General features: G+C 46.4%; 16 protein-coding genes. 13 read left to right on the top strand and 3 right to left on the bottom strand.

The annotated features are described in order from the left end of the window. Positions 1-61 precede the first annotated feature (61 nt). The 12 genes from cobK to bluB all read left to right on the top strand — a co-directional run bounded on the left by cobK (position 62) and on the right by bluB (position 14,164). Positions 62-889: a precorrin-6A reductase gene (gene cobK, locus A3763_RS01450; protein ID WP_068511645.1), complete on the top strand. Its 828-nt coding sequence runs from the start codon at positions 62-64 to the stop codon at positions 887-889. A gap of 9 nt (positions 890-898) precedes the next feature. Beyond that, on the top strand, positions 899-1,540 hold the full coding sequence (locus A3763_RS01445) for a precorrin-8X methylmutase (protein ID WP_068511648.1): 642 nt from the start codon (positions 899-901) through the stop codon (positions 1,538-1,540). Beyond that, a complete protein-coding gene (cbiE, locus tag A3763_RS01440; protein WP_068511651.1) occupies positions 1,540-2,844 on the top strand; it encodes a precorrin-6y C5,15-methyltransferase (decarboxylating) subunit CbiE in 1,305 nt (434 codons plus the stop codon). The genes A3763_RS01445 and cbiE overlap by 1 nt, the downstream gene beginning before the upstream one ends. Continuing rightward, a complete protein-coding gene (gene cobI / locus A3763_RS01435) occupies positions 2,837-3,625 on the top strand; it encodes a precorrin-2 C(20)-methyltransferase (protein WP_068511653.1) in 789 nt (262 codons plus the stop codon). Before cbiE ends, cobI begins: the two co-directional genes overlap by 8 nt. Further along, positions 3,618-4,415, top strand: coding sequence for a cobalamin biosynthesis protein (locus A3763_RS01430; protein WP_068511655.1), 798 nt, complete (start codon positions 3,618-3,620; stop codon positions 4,413-4,415). Before cobI ends, A3763_RS01430 begins: the two co-directional genes overlap by 8 nt. A gap of 62 nt (positions 4,416-4,477) precedes the next feature. Next, positions 4,478-5,269: a precorrin-3B C(17)-methyltransferase gene (cobJ, locus tag A3763_RS01425; protein ID WP_068553735.1), complete on the top strand. Its 792-nt coding sequence runs from the start codon at positions 4,478-4,480 to the stop codon at positions 5,267-5,269. Continuing rightward, positions 5,266-6,054 carry a precorrin-4 C(11)-methyltransferase gene (gene cobM, locus A3763_RS01420; RefSeq protein ID WP_068515059.1) on the top strand — a complete coding sequence of 263 codons (789 nt, stop codon included), beginning with the start codon at positions 5,266-5,268 and terminating at the stop codon, positions 6,052-6,054. Before cobJ ends, cobM begins: the two co-directional genes overlap by 4 nt. 90 nt (positions 6,055-6,144) lie before the next feature. Further along, the gene (cobW, locus tag A3763_RS01415) at positions 6,145-7,239 is read left to right on the top strand and encodes a cobalamin biosynthesis protein CobW (protein ID WP_068515065.1); all 1,095 of its coding nucleotides are present in this window, start codon (positions 6,145-6,147) and stop codon (positions 7,237-7,239) included. A gap of 79 nt (positions 7,240-7,318) precedes the next feature. Next, on the top strand, positions 7,319-11,179 hold the full coding sequence (cobN, locus tag A3763_RS01410) for a cobaltochelatase subunit CobN (RefSeq protein WP_068515056.1): 3,861 nt from the start codon (positions 7,319-7,321) through the stop codon (positions 11,177-11,179). After that, positions 11,176-12,309: an aminotransferase class I/II-fold pyridoxal phosphate-dependent enzyme gene (locus tag A3763_RS01405; RefSeq protein WP_068515053.1), complete on the top strand. Its 1,134-nt coding sequence runs from the start codon at positions 11,176-11,178 to the stop codon at positions 12,307-12,309. Before cobN ends, A3763_RS01405 begins: the two co-directional genes overlap by 4 nt. Next, the gene (locus A3763_RS01400; protein ID WP_068515050.1) at positions 12,302-13,483 is read left to right on the top strand and encodes a sirohydrochlorin chelatase; all 1,182 of its coding nucleotides are present in this window, start codon (positions 12,302-12,304) and stop codon (positions 13,481-13,483) included. The genes A3763_RS01405 and A3763_RS01400 overlap by 8 nt, the downstream gene beginning before the upstream one ends. Before the next feature lie 30 nt (positions 13,484-13,513). Further along, the gene (gene bluB / locus A3763_RS01395; protein ID WP_068515048.1) at positions 13,514-14,164 is read left to right on the top strand and encodes a 5,6-dimethylbenzimidazole synthase; all 651 of its coding nucleotides are present in this window, start codon (positions 13,514-13,516) and stop codon (positions 14,162-14,164) included. A 186-nt stretch (positions 14,165-14,350) separates the two neighbouring features. Here bluB and A3763_RS01390 read toward each other — a convergent pair whose 3' ends face one another. The 3 genes from A3763_RS01390 to A3763_RS01380 form a co-directional block, all read right to left on the bottom strand. Next, on the bottom strand, positions 14,351-14,644 hold the full coding sequence (locus A3763_RS01390; RefSeq protein WP_068515045.1) for a hypothetical protein: 294 nt from the start codon (positions 14,642-14,644) through the stop codon (positions 14,351-14,353). A gap of 52 nt (positions 14,645-14,696) precedes the next feature. Beyond that, positions 14,697-15,170: a trimethoprim-resistant dihydrofolate reductase DfrA gene (gene dfrA, locus A3763_RS01385; protein WP_068507422.1), complete on the bottom strand. Its 474-nt coding sequence runs from the start codon at positions 15,168-15,170 to the stop codon at positions 14,697-14,699. 98 nt (positions 15,171-15,268) lie between these two features. Further along, on the bottom strand, positions 15,269-15,715 hold the full coding sequence (locus A3763_RS01380) for an NUDIX pyrophosphatase (protein ID WP_068515042.1): 447 nt from the start codon (positions 15,713-15,715) through the stop codon (positions 15,269-15,271). Positions 15,716-16,176: 461 nt separating this feature from the next. Here A3763_RS01380 and A3763_RS01375 point away from each other — a divergent pair. Then, positions 16,177-16,653, top strand: a 477-nt coding sequence (locus A3763_RS01375; protein ID WP_197482675.1) for a transposase, incomplete at its 3' end; no start/stop codon positions are given.

Raw genomic sequence — 16,653 nt, 5'->3', positions numbered from 1 at the left:
TGGAGGTGTATTCTGTTGATCGACAAGGCCAATTTATTGGTTTTGCCTCTGAGGAAAGCCCATGAAGATACTCTTGCTGGGCGGAACGGCAGATGCGCGAGTTTTTACGAAGCGCGCCTATGAAAAGGGTTTGTTTAATACTAACGATCATTCGCTTATTTATAGCGTGGCAGGCTTGGTTCGACAACCCGACGTACCCTGCGAAGTCATTTCCGGAGGCTTTACACAGTTCGGTGGTTTAAAGGCATATATTAGATCGGAAGGCATCGGTGCTGTGTTGGATATGACGCATCCATACGCAGCAAAAATGAGTTCAACGGCGATAGATGTATGTAACAGCTTGGCCTTGCCTTATTGGCGATTTTCTCGAGAACCTTGGGTCGCGCAAAAGGGCGATAACTGGATCTCGGTCTCTTCATGGGCTGATGCGGTCACTGAATGTGCCAAATTTAAGAGAATCTTGCTGACTGTCGGGCAGCTGTCTCAAGACGACATGACGCGACTCAGTGATGTTCTAGCGACTCAGGATGAAAGCAAATTAATCTACCGAACCGCCGCGCCATCAAGAGCGTCATTGTCAGGCAGCGTGGAATGGATCAAAGCGATAGGTCCTTTTGATCTTGAGTCAGAGAGAGCCTTATTACAGGTAAATCGAATTGACTGTTTAGTGACTAAAAATAGTGGTGGCGATGCCACGCAAGCGAAATTGGTAGCCGCACGAGAGTTCGGGGTTCAGGTGGTGATGTTGACGCGCCCAAACATATCGCCAGTCAAGCATTTGTTCAGTGACCTTGATGACTGCCTACATCACGTCGAAAGTTCGCTGTCTGATTCTCTCACCCTTGAGGATCAAGATACTGAGCAAAACAATAGCGAAAAAAACGTATAGGAAACCGAGATGCCATTTGATTACGAATTGGACCCGAAAGCGATTGAGCGACAAAGCTTTGAGCTGATTCGCCAGCTAAGCAACTTGAGTTGTTTCGATAAAGAACAACAACAGGTCGTGATGCGTGTCGTACATAGCTTAGGTATGCCCGAGCTGACGGATAAGATTCTGTTTAGCGCAGGTGCTTGCGAAAAAGGCAGAGCGTCCTTGGGTCAGAATAAGCCAATTTTGTGCGATGTGGAGATGGTCAAGCAAGGCGTTACTAAGCGCATGATTGAACGAGAGCCCCTGTGTTTTTTGAACGATAACGACACCATTCAACAGGCTAAACAACTAGGCGAAACAAGGTCGATGGCTGCCTTAAGTTCTTGGACACCCTTCTTGAAAGACAGCGTTGTATTGATAGGGAATGCTCCAACGGCCTTGTTCAGATTACTTGAAATGTTGGAACAAGGCGCAGACAAACCGGCGCTTATCATCGGCATGCCAGTCGGCTTTGTCGGCGCAGCAGAATCTAAAGAAGCGCTTTGGGAAGAACACAAAAAATTAGGCGTGGAGTGTATAACCTTGGCTGGCCGCCAAGGTGGCAGTGCAGTTACCGCCGCGGCTTGTAATGCGCTTTTACGCTGTAATCGCGGGGAGTGGTATTAATGCCCTTACATGTAATTGGCCTTGGCGTTTCGGAGCAAGCGAACTTGGACGAAGTCGCCTTGAGTGCTTTGCAGTCAGCAGATCGTATTATTGGTTCCCAGAGACAGTTAGAGACGGTTCGCTGGTGGATTTCAGAAAGGCAGGTGACTGAGCAGCTTCCTAAGCTCTCTATTTTAAAAGGGCAATTGGCGAGCTATCTGGACGAAGGTGAAACAGTTGCCTTGCTAGCCTCAGGTGATCCGCTATTTTTTGGTATCGGAAAATGGGTACGGCAGAGCTTTTCGGATTTGAGGCAAGATCAACTTTGTTTTCATGCGGGCGTGTCCAGCATTCAAGCCGCTTGCCATCGACTCGGCTGGTCCTTACAAGATGTTGAGGTTATTTCACTGCATGGTCGTCCATTACAATCTTTGACCACTCAGCTCAAACCGCATACATGCTATGTATTGCTCACTGATCAAAATAGTTCTGCGCATGCAATTGCTAAAGAATGCCAACGCCGTGGCTTTGAAATGGCAGCGCTGACGGTCTGCGAAAAGCTTGGTTATTCAGACGAACGGGTACGTCTATTATCAATTGATGAACTCATTGATGGAGAGGCACAAAGCCAACGTTTTGATCCCTTAAATGTCGTGTGTTTACAGACACTTGAATCGACGCAATATACGCCGACATTTCCGGGAATTCCGGATGAGCAGTTTGTGACGGACAAAGCACCCGGTAAAGGCATGATTACCAAGCGTGAAGTTCGCTTAGCGATATTGTCTTTGTTAGAACCGACAACAGACGATTGCATTTGGGATGTTGGGGCAGGTTGCGGTGGTGTTGCCACAGAGCTAGCGTTGTGGGGTAAAGGTGCCCAGGTTCATGCAATCGAGCATCATCCGGAGAGGTTAGACTGCTTGAAGGCGAATCAGCACCGTTTCGCAGTTGAACCAAACTTGTCAATTGTTGAGGGCAGTGCACCTGATATTTGTTCAACTTTGCCCGCGGCTAACAAGGTTTTTGTGGGCGGAAGCGGCGGTCAGTTATTAGACATTCTAAATCTAGCCTGGGAGCAACTACCAGAGCGTGGGATGGTCGTCGCCAGTGCCGTGACCGAACAAACGCGCCAACAACTTTATCAGTTTTACCAATCTCGGTTCAGCGATGAAACAAGCCATGTCGAAACATTTGAGCTGGCCGTTAGTCGCGGCGAAACGCTGGCGGGTGAGTTGTATTACAAACCACAACTACCCGTCACACTTTATAAGTTTGTGAAAGTAGAAAAGACAGCAACGAATGAGGCCTTGGATCATGTCTAACCAGCAGCAGGTCAATCAGAATAAGCTCGGCGCCTTTTATGGTGTTGGCGTTGGGCCGGGTGATCCTGACTTACTAACGATGAAGGCATTCAAAGTAATCCAGAACGCGCCAGTGATCAGCTATCTCAGTGGTGAAACCGGTAGCTCACAAGCGAAAATGATTGCAAGAAACGCGCTGACAGAACGTGAAGAGAGAGCGGCGGATCAGGGTCTTAATGTTCTTGAGGATGTCGTGATCGAGATGCCGATGTCGAAGGATCGTACCTTAGCGAATCACGCTTACGACAGTGGCGCTGTTCGGATAAAAGCGGCGCTTGATGCGGGGCAGGATGTGGCGTTTTTGTGTGAAGGCGACCCCTTATTTTTCGGCTCGTTTGCCTACTTACTTGAGCGGCTTCAGGATGACTACCCCTGTCAGGTGATCCCAGGTATTTCGTCTGTGAATGCTGCTGCCAGCGCGATGATGCAACCGCTTACAATGTTAAAAGAATCGTTTGTTGTGGTCAGTGGCCGTCATCAGGATTCGCAAATAGAGCGAGCCCTTAGCGAGCACGATAGTGTGGTGATCATGAAAGCAGGGCAGGCCCGCCCAAGAATATTGGCATTGCTTGAGCGAACGGGAAGATTAGCCGACGCCACGTATCTTGAATATATCGGCCGAGATAATCAGAAGATTGTGAGCGATATAACTCAATTATCTCCAGAGCAAGGGCCGTATTTTTCTTTGTTTGTGGTTTTACCATCGGCAGATCGTAGCTCAGAGGAGAGAAGTCGTGATTAGAATTTTCGCGTTAACCGAAGCCGGGCGCTGTTTGGCAGAACGCTTAGCAAGCGCAATTAGAACCGATTCAACTGCGCTTACGAATGAAGTCGAGGTGTCGTTTAAACCGCAACCCTTTGCGCAAACGGTGCAAGACTCATTTCGCGCCGGCGAACGACAGATTTTAATCTGTGCCACAGGCATTGTCATGCGAACACTCGCGCCGGTAATGGTGAACAAACATGAAGACCCGCCCGTCCTCGTTCTGGATGAACGTGGCGAATTTGTTATTCCCTTGCTGTCCGGGCATGAAGGTGGCGCGAATGAGTTTGGGCGAATTATTTCGGAAGTACTCAGTGCAAGCTTGGTCTTAACGACGGCGGATCCGTATTTGAAACCAATCTACATCGTGGGCATGGGCTGCGAGCGGCATTGCCCTGAGTCAGAACTTCGTGCCTTGCTAGAACAATGCCTTGTGGAAAAGGGTTTAGAGCTTTCACAGATTAGCGGCATCGCAAGCATTGATATTAAGGCGGACGAACAAGGGTTAATCGATTTGGCGGCATCCCTGGCTTTACCGTATCTCACATGGGACAAAGATCAGTTGGCGACGGTTGAGTCTCAGCTGAGCGTAAAGTCAGATTATATATTCGACACAGTTGGCGTGTATGGGGTCGCTGAATCGGCGGCATTGTATTCGGCACAAAAGACGACGTCTGCGCCAGCGGAGTTGGTTTTATCGAAACAAAAGACAAAGAAAGCCACGTGCGCGATTGCACGGAGCTTTACTAAGACAGCGTCAGATAAGTAATAGTGCTTAGGTCGTATTGGAAAAATAGTTCATTTGAATTAAGAGCAGGAAACAAAATTAGCATGAGTCAGTTATTTGTAGTGGGCACCGGTCCTGGTGATAGATCTCTTGTGGCGCCGAAAGCGCTTAGCGCCATTGGAGCCAGTTCAGATTTGGTCGCGTACGGTTTGTATCTCGACTTGTTAGGTGATGTGTGTGATGGAAAAACACATCACGAGTTACCTTTGGGGGAAGAGATCGGGCGAGCTAAACTCGCCTTAGATCTCGCGGCTAGCGGTAAAACAACCGCCTTGGTTTCGAGTGGCGACATCGGCATTTATGCGATGGCAACGTTGGTGTTTGAATTGTTGGATCAACAACTCTTAAAGCAAGCGCAAGGCGAGGCCTTAGATCATCCAGAATGGCTAGATGTTGAGATAGACGTTGTCCCTGGAATCTCTGCCATGCAAGCGGGCGCAAGCCGTGTCGGCGCCATGCTCGGTCATGATTTTTGTACCGTATCGTTATCTGATTTGCTAACGCCTTGGGAGACGATCGAAAAGCGTATTCATAGCGCTGGCCAAGGTGACTTTGTTATCTCGTTCTATAACCCCGTATCTAAAAAGCGTGATTGGCAGTTGAACCATGCGCGAGACGTTTTGCTCCAGTACCGACCGGCTTCGACGCCCGTTTTGTTGGGGCGCCAATTAACCCGTGAAGACGAGTCCATCACCATTACCACCCTAGATAAGTTAGATGCCAAAGACGTTGATATGTTCACGCTTGTGAGCGTTGGAAACAGCGAATCTCGACATATCGTCAATGGCAAAAAAGAATGGGTTTACACGCCAAGAGGCTATAAGAAAAAACTATGACAGTCTATTTTATTGGAGCCGGTCCGGGTGACCCAGAGCTCATGACCCTAAAAGGCCAGCGTATACTTGAGCGTTGTCCTGTTGTTTTGTACGCCGGTTCATTGATACCCAGAGAGGTCTTGGATTCAGTTGAAGATAAAGCAGAGTTGATTGTCGATACCGCCTCTATCGACTTAGAAGAAATTAGCCAGCACATTGAGAAAGCCCACCAAGAAGGTAAAGACGTTGCGCGGCTTCAATGTGGTGACCCTTCACTTTATGGTGCGATTGGTGAGCAAATTAGACGGCTAGAGCAAGCTGGTATTGATTATGAAATCATACCGGGTGTCAGTGCTGTTGCTGCGTCTGCCGCGTATTTAGGTAAAGAGTTGACCTTGTCTGGCGTTTCTCAAACGCTAATTATGACGCGCTATGAAGGCAAAACTCCGTTTCCTGAGCGAGAGCGGCTTCCGCAGCTGGCACAAAGCGGCGCGACCCTCGCGATCCATCTTGGCGTCACCCGCATCCATAAAATTGTTGGAGAGCTGATTCCGCATTATGGCGAAGACTGCCCTGCAGCTGTGTGTTACAGAACCAGTTGGCCCGATGAAGACAAAGTCACAGGAACATTAAAAGATATCGTCGAAAAAGTACGCGAAAAGAAATTTACTCGAACATCTTTGATCCTGGTCGGTCATGTGTTGGATACCGACGATTTTGCCGATTCTTATCTATATGCCAAAGACAAAGCGCATGTCTATCGGCCCAAGGTTAAACCAGATGTACCGAGACAAGTGAAGCGCTAGCAGCAGAAAACAACACACGTTGTCGGTGAGTTTGATTAAGCACAAAGACAACCAAGATAGAACAACAACGAGAGTACAGCGAGATAAATGATGCAATTAAATAAAATACCTACCACCGTCGTTACTGGCTTTTTAGGAAGTGGTAAAACCACCTTACTATCAAATGTCATTCAGCAAGCTGAAGGCAAACGAATCGCCGTTATTGTCAATGAATTTGGTGAACTTGATATTGATGCGGACCTGCTACGTAGCTGTCCTTTGTCTTGTGAAGAAGATGGTGCTGAAAGTGGTGTTGTTGACTCCGACTCTAGCGCTAACAATGGTATTTACGAACTCGCCAATGGTTGCATTTGCTGTACGGTGGAAGAAGAGTTTCTGCCTGTTATGCAGCAGCTTGTAGAGCGTCGTGATGATATCGATCACATTCTGATTGAGACCAGTGGCTTAGCACTACCCAAGCCCTTAGTGCAGGCATTCAATTGGCCTGGCATTAAAGAATATTGCACCGTCGATGCCGTGGTAACGGTTGTCGATGGTCCAGCGGTGGCATCAGGGCGATTTGCGCACGATGAAGGTAAGGTTCAGGCACAGCGTTTGGCCGATGAAAGTCTTGATCACGACCCTAGCTTGCAAGAACTGTTAGACGATCAATTGAGTGCTGCAGACTTGGTTGTGGTTAGCAAAAATGATTTGCTAGACGCGCCACAACGTCAATTGGTTGAAACGATTGTCGGCAAGCGCGTACCAAGCGAAGTCAAAACGACCTATATCAGTAACGGTGAAGCAGAGCTCAATGCCATCATCGGCATTGATGCTGCGGCTGAAGAGCGTATCGAGCAAATACATAATCACCATGATCATCACCATGCGCACGGCGAACATCACGAGCATGCACATGACCATTTCGATTCGTTTGTGATTCAGATCGGTGAAGTCGATAGCGATAAAATTCAAGCAGCGATACAAAACGTTGTTAGTGACTTCAATATCTTCAGAGTAAAAGGTTTTGCAGCTTTGCCAGGTAAGCCAATGAGACAAGTATTGCAGGCTGTGGGTAAGCGTCTAGACAGTTATTTTGACCGCCCATGGCAAGCAGGCGAGCCAAGAAAAACATCGCTCGTTTTTATCGGAAAAGGCATCGAGAAAGCGGTCATCCAAAGCGTATTAGAAAACGCCCTGGTTTAGGTGGACGGGTTTAGGCAAACAGGTTTAAACGCACCCATTAGACAAGCGATATTGAAAGGCAGAATTTGGTGATTTTTTTATGCATTTGCTAGCAGCTAAACCGGGTGGTTTTGTCGATGATGAAGGTATTATCGATCTCGATCAAAGCCCCGCAGAGGTAGTTATACTGACATCGGCAGACAGTAGTTTGTCTGCACTGTCGTATGCGCTACAAAATATGCACGAAGATCACCAACACGATGTGAACTTTCCGCAAGTGCGTTTGGCGAACTGGATGCAATTGTTAAAGCCTGCTGCGTATGACTTGTATGAGCATAAGGTCTTGGAGTCGGCCCAAGTCGTTGTCGTATCCTTATTGGGTGGCGCGAGTTATTGGGCCTATGGTTTGGAGCGCTTGGTTGACTGGCAGAACGCACAAACACCGGACGCTCCTAGAACCTTAATTGTGGTTCCTGGGGATGATAATCCTGATCCGGACTTATCTGATGCTAGTTCGGTAGTGCCTCAGGATGCGCACCGTGTTTGGCGTTACTTGCGTGAAGGCGGCGTCGAGAATGCCCGACATCTTTATCACTTTATTATTGCGCGTTATGTCAGATTATTAGCTGATCTAACGTTGTCATGGCAAGAGCCGAGGCCCTTACCCAAATGTATGATTTACGAGCCGGGTGTAGAGCAGGGGACCTTATTAGCTTGGCAAGACAAGGTAAGCAATAAGGCTGGCCAAGATAATCCAACCGTAATGCTGTTGTTTTATCGAAGTCATTTGCAAAGCGCTAATACCACGATGTTCGATGCGCTAATTAGTGTCTTGGAACAGCATCAGCTTTCTGTGTTACCCGTTGCGATTAGTTCGCTAAAAGACCCGTCATCACTCTCCTTGGTTAACGCATTAATCGACCAGGCAAATGTACAGTTGGTACTGAATGCGACTGGGTTTGCAACCAATACCGTGGCGAGCCCCGATCTTAGTTCTGAGCCAAGTACTTTCCAATCGCCCTTTGAGAAAGACCTTGTTGTTTTGCAGTTGGTATTGTCAGGTAGTACAGAAGAAGACTGGTTAGCGCATAGCCAAGGCTTGAGAAGCCGAGATTTAGCGATGCAAGTCGTGCTTCCTGAAATGGATGGTAGGATTGCAACCCGTGCACTTAGTTTTAAGAGCGAGAGTTTCTACGACGAGCATGCCCAGTCGAGTATCGTTCAATATGAATTAAATGCTGAACGGGCACATTTCGTAGCGGAATTAGCATGGCGATATTGCCGACTTGCGGTGAAGCCAAATTCAGAAAAACGCATCGGGATGATACTCGCGAATTATCCGACGAAGGATGGCCGGATAGGGAATGGCGTTGGGTTAGACACACCCAATTCAGCCTGCCAAATTCTGAGTGCCTTGGCCGATGCTGGTTACCCCGTTAGCGATATTCCCGAATCGGGAAATGCATTGATCGAAGCATTGCTAACTTCTGTCACCAATAATCCAAATACCTTGCACCATTTGCCATGTTGGCAAAGTCTTTGTGTCGAGACCTATAAGAAGCTGTTTTCTGCGTTACCCGAATCGTCACAGAAAGCAGTAATAGATCAGTGGGGACAGCCAGAGGACGACAACAAGTTTCGGCAAGGGCGACTGATGATATCGGGTATTCGTTTGGGCGAGATCTTTGTTGGTATTCAACCTGCACGAGGATTCAATATTGATCTGGTCGCAAACTACCATGACCCGGATTTGATCCCACCGCACAACTACTTAGCTTTCTATTTTTGGCTGAGACATGTCTATAAGGTGGAAGCGGTGATTCATGTTGGTAAACATGGCAATCTGGAATGGTTACCCGGAAAAGGCTCGGCCTTATCATCAGAATGTTGGCCTGATATTGCGCTTGGCCCTATGCCGCATTTTTATCCGTTTATTGTGAATGACCCAGGTGAGGGTGCTCAAGCAAAGAGGCGAACCCAAGCGGCCATTATCGATCATCTAATGCCACCCATGACAAGGGCTGAAACCTATGGACCACTAGCCGAGTTAGAGTCGCTAGTCGATGAGTATTACCAGGCAATGGGAATGGACGACAAGCGCGAAGTCTATCTCCGAAAAGCGATTTTGGATCAGGTAAAAGATAGCAATGTGCTAGACGAACTTGGCACTGAAGATACGTCAGATGAAGACGCTGTACTAAATCGGCTCGATGCGTATTTATGTGACATCAAGGAAGCGCAGATACGACATGGTCTGCATATACTAGGGGTGCTGCCAAACAAGGAGAAGCTTTCGGATACGATAGTGGCCTTACTGCGCTTGCCTCGTGGTGGTGAGAAACACAGTCAGGGAATTCTTCATAACCTGGTTCTGGATTTAGATATTAAAGGTGACGATGATCTATTTGATCCACTGTCTGCAGGTGCGGAAGCTTGGGAGGGCACGAGACCTGAATGCTTAGCCGAACTAGATGAAGGACTTTGGCGTACCGAAGCGGATACACGTGAGCGACTAGAACTGCTTGCCAAAAAGCTAGTAGAAACCTATGTCTTGTCTGACGAATCAATTCCGTTGCTTGCGCAATTACCTTCTACACTAGCGCAGCTCAATTATACAAAAGACGTGCTCTTAGCTGCGTTGAGAAAAAGTGCAGAACTGGAGTTGGGCTCAATCATCAAGGGCTTAAGAGGTAAGCGCATTGACCCTGGCCCGAGTGGCGCACCAACGCGAGGAAGATTGGATACCTTGCCGACAGGGCGTAATTTCTTTTCCGTTGATAATCGTGCCATACCGTCCCCGGCGGCGTGGGAAATAGGAAAGCGTTCGGCCCAAGCTTTGATCGAACGTCATCTTCAAGCGCATGGTGATTATCCCAAACAGCTAGGTTTGTCAGTTTGGGGTACGGCAACCATGCGAACCGGTGGCGATGATATCGCTCAGGCTTTTGCTCTGATGGGCGTCGAACCTATTTGGGCGCCGGGATCTAACCGTGTTGTTGATTTTAAAGTGCTGAGCACCCAATTGCTGCAACGACCTCGTGTCGATGTGACCTTGCGGGTCTCGGGCTTTTTCAGAGATGCATTTCCTAACGTCATGAAATTATTTGATGCGGCCGTGCAAACGATTGTCGATATCGAAGAACCTGGAAACGAGAACATCATTCAACAGCATGTGTTAGAGCGTATCGATGAACTAACACTGACGGGGTTAAATGCCGATTTGGCTAGAAGGCAGGCGAGTTATCGTGTGTTTGGTAGTAAGCCCGGCGCTTATGGTGCGGGTCTACAGGGCTTGATAGACGAGCGTTGTTGGGAGCAAAAGAGTGATCTAGCCGATGCCTATCTGAATTGGGGTGGCTATGCCTACGGTAACGAGGCGGGAGACGGTGTCGATGCCAAGGAAGCTTTCCGTTTTCGATTGTCGCAATTAGAGGTGGTTTCGCAAAACCAGGATAATAGAGAGCACGACATCTTGGACTCTGATGATTATTACCAGTTCCAAGGGGGCATGAGCAACGCGGTTGAAGTGTTCTCGGGGGATGCACCAACGGTGTATCACAATGACCATTCCAACCCGTCATCTCCTAAGATTAGAACCTTGAAAGAGGAGCTGAACCGGGTTGTCCGTTCGCGAGTGTTAAACCCTAAATGGATTCATGCGATGCGAGAGCATGGTTACAAAGGTGCCTTTGAGATGGGGGCGAGCATTGATTATATGTTCGCCTATGATGCCACCACCAATCTGATTGATGATTATCAATACGAGGCCGTGACTGATACCTTGATACTCGACTCGGATAACCTCAATTTTCTCTTGGAGAACAACCCCTCTGTGCTTGAAGAAATGGCAGAACGCTTATTAGAAGCGACGCAACGTGGGCTTTGGGGTGCTCCTGGCCAGTATCCGGAAAAATTACAGGATGTGCTCTTGGCTTTGGATGAAAAGCAGGAGCAGGCATGATGAGTAGAGTTGACGACCGAATTCTTCATGGGGGAGATCTCGAAACGGCATCAAAATGCTATGGTGTCCCTATAGAAAAGTGGATTGACCTCTCGACGGGCATTAGCCCTATGCATTACCCAGACGTGGATATATCTACAGAGTACTTAACTCGAATGCCATATCAGAAGGATAATTTTCGCAGCGCCGTTCGAGGCTATTACGGGCAGCATGATTTCTTTGCGACAAATGGCTCACAACAAACTATTGCTTCGCTGCCAAAGTGCCTGAAGAATTTTCCGATTGTCTTGCCTGATATCGGTTATCAAGAGCACGCCGAGGCCTGGCGTCAGCATGGGGCGGAGTTGGTTTATTATCCATCGAACAACGTTGATGACGCAAAAAAAGTCATAGAAAAACGGCTTGCATCTGGCGACGCATTTCATTTGCTGGTGATAAATCCAAACAACCCCACATGCATCACTTTCTCACCCGAAACATTGAAGTATTGGTCATCACAACTTACTGAGGGCGCTGCGTTAATCGTGGATGAAGCGTTTGCAGACCTCTGTCCTGAGCAAAGTGTTTTGGGTGCTAATTTTGCAGCGAATATGGTGGTATTAAGATCATTCGGTAAATTCTTTGGCTTACCAGGCTTGAGGCTCGGTTTTGTTTTTGCGGGCCAAACGCTTTTGCATGAGATGAAGGCTTTCATTGGTGTTTGGGATGTCAATGGGCCTGCCCAAGAAATAGCGACTCGAGCGTTTCTTGATGCGCAATGGCAAGCTGACGCGCGCCAGCGATACCTCGACTTGTCTCGAGATAACCAAAAGCTGTGGCAAGGTTTATTTATTCAATTGCGAGAACAAGGGGGCGATGTATCAGAAGCCCACCAATTGTTGTTTTCGACCTATACCCTCGAAGATGAAAAAGCAAAACGACTATTCGAAGTGTTTGCACAGCACGGTGTTTTACTTCGATTAATCAAAATCGGTAAAGGGCATTCTTTAATTAGGATAGGCTTTGTCGATATACAAAACGTCCAACAAGTGACGGAACTAAATCATAAAATTAAACAAAGCATGCACGCATTAAAAAAATATTTTGCTGGCACCGCAAACGACATACAAATGGAGAGGCAATATGGCTGATCAATCAGTGGAAGTAAAACGTGGCATTATGGTCTGTGGCCATGGCAGTCGAGACAAAGGCGCAGAGCGTGAATTTGGGCGTGTCGCAGCAGGACTAAAAAAACGATTTCCAGATATGCCTGTCGAATATGGCTTTTTGGAGTTCTCCGCACCCAACATTCATATGGGTCTAAACTCGTTAATTGATCAAGGTGTCGAAGAGATCTACGCGGTTCCAGGAATGTTGTTTGCCGCAACTCACGCAAAGAACGACATTCCATCTGTATTGACGACATTCGAAGAGAAAAAGGGGAACGTGAAAGTCGCTTACGGCAATGAACTCGGCTTGCACGAAGCGATGATCGAGGCGTTTCAAGCAAGAATATATGAGTCACTCGGGCTAGACTCCAACAACCCTCCAGATCAACTTTATGACACTATGCTAGTGGTTGTAGGGCGCGGAACGTCAGATACCATGGCAAACGCGGAAGTGGCTAAACTGACTCGAATCGTCAATGAGAATATGGGTTTTGGCTGGGCTGATACGGTTTACTCAGGGGTAACCTACCCATCGGTTGGAGAAGGCTTGGAGCGATTGGTAAAACTCGGTTTTAAAAAAATAGTGGTGGCACCGTATTTTCTGTTCACAGGCAGGTTAATTAAACGTATTTACGGATATGTAGACCATGTCGCCGGACAGTTTCCTGATAGCGAGTTCATTAAGACGCCTTATCTTAATGATCATGAAAAAGTTATCGATGCATTTGAAGTTCGTGTGCGTGAAATTATGACGAATCAGTTACTGCCAGAAAACTTAATGTCATCGTTCAAGCGGAGGCTGGCGGCAGGAGAGGTTGACGTGCATCACCATCATGCTGAATTTGACCCGAATAATCCAAATGGCAGCGTGTCTGAAAGCAGTCATTCGCACGATGACTCACCTAGTCATGAACATTCACACGGTCATTCTCATGACCACTCACACTCTCATGGCCACTCTCATGGCCACTCACATAGTCATGGGCATTCCCATGGCGTTTACAAACATATCGGACACCCAATGGGGCCACGAACCATGATAGGTGACGGGATTTGTAATTGTTTCATGAGACAATTTCCTCAAGAAATACTCGATGAAGAAAAAGAGAAAATAGCTAGCGCCAGTGATAAAACGCCGCTTGCGCATCGCCAATAGCCGTAAGGATGATGAGATGGGCTCTAAGTCATGAGTAAGTCGTTCAGTTATCCTGAAGCCGATAAAAAGGCAATATACCGCGTTATGGCTGAGCGCAGGGATATGCGCCATTTTAATGGTCAGCCGCTAGAAGAAACTACGCTCGGTAGAATTCTTGCGGCAGCTCACTTGGCGCCTAGTGTTGGATTAATGCAGCCTTGGCGTTTTATCCGAATCAAGAATTACGATATTAAGCACTCAATTCATTTACTCGTGGATAAAGAGCGAAAATTTACTGCGCAAGCCCTAGGAGAGCGTGAGCAAGATTTTCTCAAACTGAAGGTAGAGGGCATACTTCAATGTTCAGAAGTAATTGTAGCTGCGTTGCCTGACAAACGCGATGAACATATATTTGGAAGACGGACCTTGCCAGAAATGGATCTGGCATCCTTATCCTGCGCCATTCAAAATATGTGGCTAGCCGCTCGCGCCGAAGGTGTAGGCATGGGATGGGTATCTTTGTTTGAACCGGAGGACCTTAAACAGCTTCTTGAAATGCCTCAAGGAAGCCATCCCGTTGCGATTCTGTGTATTGGTCATGTTGATGGGTTCTATGAGAAACCGATGCTCGTGATGGAAAAATGGTCAGAAAAATTCGACTTGAATGAGCTGGTTTTTGAGAACTTCTGGGGAAAAAGTTAGGCTAGATAAAATGAAACATAATTAGCTTTGTCACCTTACTCAAGGGTGATCTAATTGTTTAAGATCACTTTTATATTTTCGTAGGTGAAGTTCGAACTGCAACATCTTATAGAATTAGTTCGTCGATAACGAACGTCTGTTCGAAATTAGCGTTTACTCAGAGGGGCGGATCCTTGGTGGGCGCCACTAACAATCACCCCATGCTGCCGACCTTGGTCCGTCATATGGCTCTAAGTTTAGCCAATACTGGACCGTCAAGATATCTTGCTTAGTGAGTATCGTATGCTTAATTGAGTGCACAATATACCTCTTAGGAGATTGTTCGGATGCGATCCGTCCAACACCATCGAGCCTATCCCAACCGTGGTCATCAAACCTTTCTCCGACCGAAACTGGTAGAAAAGGTGTATTGGATATAAACATTGCAACAGGTGTGTGCTCTCCACTTGTATCGCAAAGGTATAATTCGTACTTTGTCATCTAGGCGTACCCAACAGTTTATTCTATAAGACTGGAGGCGCATCAAGGCCTCTTAATCATTTTGCCATATTTGGTAACTATAATTTATGTTGGACACGAAGTCTTGAGTGAAAACTAGCTTAAAACTACTAGGGATTTTCGGGAAATAGATATTCCCCTCGGGCTCAATGTCGATAGTTGAAATATGTAAGGTATCAACTTTGCCGATTAAGCTGTTATATATTTCGCCGCCACCACATACAATTGCATGATCTGTTATTTTCTCTAAATGGATTAGAGCATCTTCGATCGTTGAAAATACTAAGACATTCTTATCATCTGATGTGAAGCTTGAACGGGTTACGACAGCATATCTACGATTAGGCAAAGCTCCCATAGACGTGAAGGTTTTTCGTCCGACTAAAAGCCACTGATTATAGGTGACTGCCTTAAATAGTAACTGCTCTCCTTTTGCGCTCCACGGTATATCTGGGCCGTTCCCTATGACTCCATTCTTTGATATTGCTGCCATTAGCGATAATTTCACGAAACTTCCTTCGGTTGTAAAATTGTATAAACAGAGTTGATCTCTTTGTGACTACAGCGCTGCTTTTTTGTGCGGTAGGAAAGGGGTTTTTAAGTATATTATGTAGCTAACGAAGCCTCAATAACCGCTAATGCTTTGATGCTAAGTTGAAATTCTAACATTGCTTTAGCTCTCTCAAAACTGAACCAGCCAAACTCACAATGTTCGCTGGATAATATTGGGTCGGTACTTACAGGCGCAGAGAAAACGAATTCTTGAATAGTATTGTGCTCTCTTGCGTACTTTGATTGCCACTCTGGTTTAATAGCGTATTCATACTGGTAGATTGACTTACCAATATTTGAGATGCATATACCTGACTCTTCGAAAACTTCTCGGATCGCAGCTTTTTGAAGGCTCTCGCCTAGCTCTTTCCCCCCAGTAACACTTTGCCAAAAACCAGAAAGAGCTAAGTCTGGGCGAGGTACCCGCTTTAACAACAGATACTGTCTTTGGTTTCTAGTTTCTCGATAAAGAAATACACTGACTGAAATTGGTTCTCGCATAAATACCCGTACTTTGCACATAAAGCGAATGTTGAAATGTATCTTGTAGCTATGATTTACCAATTGTCTTTGAGGTTTCCAATCAATATGTTGGTTTGTTTTTTACAGCTAAAAAATATCTTTGGTGAGAGTATTCAAAGGGATAACCTTTTACAACAGTTTCAATGAGAAAAGAGCGTTTTAGGTCGAGTGTAAGCATTGGCTCAATTTTAAAACTGGCTGCATTACCCTTATCTAAATAAGTGATTAAAACGGTAATTTTGCATACGTACTTGTAATCCTGGTATGTTGTCAGTCGAAAATATCTTGGAGCTAATAAACTAGCGCTTTGTGCTCAGGCTGTGTGAAAACTGTGGTTCAGTTTTTGCTGTGAGCAGATCATAAATATACGCAAGTATCATTTTCGAATTAACAAGTTTGGTATAATTCTCAACAGCTTAAAAACAAGGAAGTGAGCTGTTATGTCCCACCATATTAAGGGTAAAAGCCGATCTCAGGCGACATTTTTCCCTGAAGTCCTCGATGACTTCGTCAGTACTGAAAACCCTGTCAGAGTGATTGATGTTTTTGTTGATGAGCTCGACTTAAACGAACTTGGCTTTAAAGGTGTTGTCCCAAAAGATACAGGGCGTCCCAATTATCACCCAGCAATGCTACTTAAGTTATACCTCTACGGCTACCTGAACCGAATTCAATCCTCACGCCGATTAGAGCGAGAAGCTAACCGCAATATCGAACTAATGTGGTTAACTGAGAGACTTGCACCAGACTTCAAAACCATTGCAGATTTTAGGAAGAATAACGGTAAAGGGATTAAACAGTGCTGTCGAACGTTCATCGATTTGTGTCGTCAGATGAACATGTTTAGCGATGCGCTTGTCGCGATTGATGGCAGTAAATTCAAAGCATCTAACAACAAATCTAAAAACTATACGCCA

The organism is Oleiphilus sp. HI0128 (genome assembly GCF_001635365.1).
The sequence above is the reverse complement of the archived record's forward strand: the minus strand, read 5'-3'. Positions and strand labels throughout refer to the sequence as shown.